The sequence below is a fragment of the Neopusillimonas maritima genome, assembly GCF_003576595.1.
GTDB lineage: Bacteria > Pseudomonadota > Gammaproteobacteria > Burkholderiales > Burkholderiaceae_B > Neopusillimonas > Neopusillimonas maritima.
This window is the reverse complement of sequence record NZ_NQOU01000016.1, coordinates 1-4022: the sequence shown is the minus strand read 5'-3', so window position 1 is coordinate 4022 and position 4022 is coordinate 1. Positions and strand designations below refer to the sequence as shown.

The 4022-nt window shown below is 56.7% G+C and carries 1 protein-coding gene; it reads left to right on the top strand.

The genetic code is table 11. From position 1 onward, the window contains the following. The coding region (locus CJO09_RS15500; protein WP_119443160.1) for a beta strand repeat-containing protein at positions 1 to 4022 on the top strand (4022 nt) is incomplete at both ends.

The following is a 4022-nucleotide window of genomic DNA, read 5'->3' as shown; positions in this document are numbered from 1 at the left end:
ACGACGACCGATGCGGCAGGTAACAGTGCCACTGCGACAGCCGAACACACTTACAGTGTAGATACGGAAGTCTCTGCGACGATCGCGATTGACACCATTGCGGGTGACGACGTGATCAACGCGGCGGAAGCCGAAGGTGATGTGACCTTGACCGGTACCGTTGGTGGCGATGTCCAAGCGGGTGATACGGTGACGGTCACGGTAGGTGATAGTTCTTACACCACGACTGTAGCCGCAGGAGGAACTTGGGCAATTGCGATTGCTGGTTCGGTTCTGGCAACTAGTTCCAACGTATCTGCCTCGGTGACCACAACGGATGCTGCCGGCAATAGCACGAGTGCGTCCACTTCTCAGGGTTATACCGTCGATACTGAGATTGATGCGTCGATCACAGTTGATGACATCACGTCCGATAACGTCATTAACGCCGCTGAGTCTGGTGGTGATGTCACCGTCTCCGGTAGCGTCGGTGGTGATGTTCAAGACGGTGACACGGTCACCGTGACCGTCAATGGTCAGACCTACACGACGCAGGTGGCTGATGGTGCCTGGTCGGTGGATGTGGCGGGTTCCGACTTGGCTGCGGACACGACAGTGGATGTCTCGGTCACGACGACCGATGCGGCTGGCAACAGTGCTACCGCGACAGCGGAACACACATACAGTGTGGATACCGAGGTATCTGCGACGATCGGTATCGATACGATTGCTGGCGATGATGTGATTAACGCGGCTGAAGCTGAGGGTGATGTGACCCTGACCGGTACGGTCGGTGGTGATGTTCAAACAGGTGACACGGTGACGGTCACTGTAGGTGATAGTTCTTACACCACGACCGTAACCGCAGGAGGAACTTGGGCAATTGCGATTGCTGGTTCGGTGCTGGCAGGCAATTCCAATGTATCTGCTTCGGTCACGACAACCGACGCTGCTGGTAACAGCACCAGTGCGTCCAGCACTCAGGGCTACACGGTTGACACCGAGATCGATGCGTCGATCACAGTCAACGATATTACTTCTGATAACGTCGTCAACGCCGCTGAGTCCGGCGGTGATGTGACCGTCTCCGGTTCTGTAGGTGGTGACGTTCAGGACGGTGATACCGTCACGGTGACCGTTAATGGCCAGACTTACACAACGCAGGTTGCTGATGGTGCCTGGTCGGTGGATGTGGCGGGTTCCGACTTGGCTGCGGACACGACAGTGGATGTCTCGGTCACGACGACCGATGCGGCTGGTAATACGATAACCGCCACTGCTGAACACACTTACAGCGTAGATACGGAAGTCTCTGCCACGATCGCGATTGATACCATTGCCGGTGATGATGTGATCAACGCAGCGGAAGCTGAAGGTGATGTGACGTTGACGGGTACCGTTGGTGGTGATGTCCAGGACGGCGACACGGTAACGATCACCGTGGGTGAGAACAGCTACGAAGCGACCGTTTCTGGCGGCACGTGGTCTGTCTCGGTGCCGGGTTCAGTTCTTGCTGAGAACAGCAACGTATCTGCTTCGGTGACCACAACGGACGCCGCTGGCAATACTGCGAACGCCTCGACCTCACAAGGCTACACAGTCGACACCGAGATTGATGCGTCGATCACGGTTAACGATATTACAGAGGACAACGTCGTCAATGCCGCTGAGTCTGGCGGAGATGTCACTGTCTCTGGCAGCGTCGGTGGTGATGTTCAAGACGGTGATACCGTCACGATCACCGTCAATGGTCAGACCTACACGACGCAGGTGGCTGATGGTGCCTGGTCGGTGGATGTGGCCGGCTCCGACTTGGCTGCTGACACGACAGTTGATGTGTCGGTCACGACGACCGATGCGGCAGGCAACAGTGCTACTGCGACGGCTGAACACACTTACAGTGTAGACACTGAAGTCTCTGCGACGATCGCGATCGACACGATTGCTGGCGATGATGTGATTAACGCGGCTGAAGCCGAAGGCGATGTGACCCTGACCGGTACGGTCGGTGGTGATGTGCAGGACGGCGACACGGTTACTGTGACTGTGGGTGAGAACAGCTACGAGGCCACGGTTTCTGGTGGCACATGGTCTGTCTCAGTACCGGGTTCAGTCCTTGCTGATAACAGCAATGTGAGTGCTTCGGTCACGACAACGGATGCTGCGGGCAACAGTACCAGTGCGTCCACTTCTCAGGGCTACACCGTTGACACCGAGATCGATGCGTCGATCACGGTGGATGACATTACAGCAGACAACATCGTCAATGCTGCGGAAGCAGAGACAGATGTGACCGTCTCCGGTAGCGTCGGCGGCGACGTTCGAGATGGTGACACGGTCACCGTGACCGTCAATGGTCAGACTTACACGACGCAGGTGGCTGATGGCGCCTGGTCGGTGGATGTGGCCGGCTCCGACTTGGCTGCTGACACGACAGTTGATGTGTCGGTCACGACGACCGATGCGGCTGGTAATACGGCAACCGCCACGGCTGAGCACACTTACAGTGTAGATACGGAAGTCTCTGCGACGATCGCGATCGACACCATTGCCGGTGACGACGTCATTAACGCCGCCGAGGCGGAAGCAAACATCACCGTAACCGGTACGGTGGGTGGTGATGTCCAGGACGGCGATACCGTCACTGTGACGATTGGCACCAATGAGTACACCGCCACAGTTGAAGACGGTGCTTGGTCTGTGTCGGTGCCGGGTTCAGTTCTTGCTGAGAACAGCAACGTATCTGCTTCGGTGACCACAACCGATGCTGCAGGCAATACAGCGAACGCCTCGACCTCGCAGGGTTACACGGTTGATACTGAGATCGATGCTTCGATCACGGTTAACGATATTACAGAGGACAACGTCATCAACGCCGCCGAGTCTGGTGGTGATGTGACCGTCTCCGGCAGCGTCGGTGGTGATGTTCAAGATGGTGACACGGTCACTGTGACCGTAAACGGCCAGACTTATACGACGCAGGTGGCTGATGGTGCCTGGTCGGTGGATGTAGCCGGTTCCGACTTGGCTGCTGATACAACAGTTGATGTGTCGGTCACGACGACTGATGCGGCTGGCAACAGTGCCACTGCGACAGCCGAACACACATACAGCGTGGATACGGAAGTGTCTGCGACGATTGCGATCGACACGATTGCAGGCGATGACGTAATCAACGCCGCTGAAGCCGAAGGTGATGTGACCTTGACCGGCACGGTCGGTGGTGATGTCCAGGACGGCGATACCGTCACTGTGACGGTTGGTGCCAATGAGTACACCGTAACGGTTGAAGACGGTGCCTGGTCTGTATCTGTCCCCGGCTCAGTCCTTGCTGATAACAGCAACGTGAGTGCTTCGGTCACGACAACGGACGCCGCTGGCAATACTGCGAACGCCTCGACCTCACAAGGTTACACGGTTGATACCGAGATCGATGCGTCGATCACGGTTAACGATATTACAGAGGACAACGTCATTAACGCCGCCGAGTCTGGTGGTGATGTGACCGTCTCCGGCAGCGTCGGCGGTGATGTCCAGGACGGCGATACCGTCACTGTGACGATTGGCACCAATGAGTACACTGCCACAGTTGAAGACGGTGCTTGGTCTGTGTCGGTGCCGGGTTCAGTTCTTGCTGAGAACAGCACCGTCAGTGCATCTGTCTCTACAACGGATGCCGCCGGCAACAGCACCAGTGCGTCCACTTCTCAGGGTTATACCGTCGATACTGAGATTGATGCGTCGATCACGGTGGATGACATCACGTCCGATAACGTCATCAACGCCGCTGAGTCTGGTGGTGATGTCACTGTCTCTGGTAGCGTCGGTGGTGATGTTCAGGATGGTGATACGGTCACCGTGACCGTCAATGGTCAGACCTACACGACGCAGGTTGCTGATGGTGCCTGGTCGGTGGATGTGGCTGGTTCTGAACTGGCAGCAGATAGTGCAGTAAACGTCTCTGTCACGACCACGGATGCAGCGGGCAACAGTGCCACTGCGACAGCCGAACATACTTACAATGTAGATACGGAAGTCTCTGC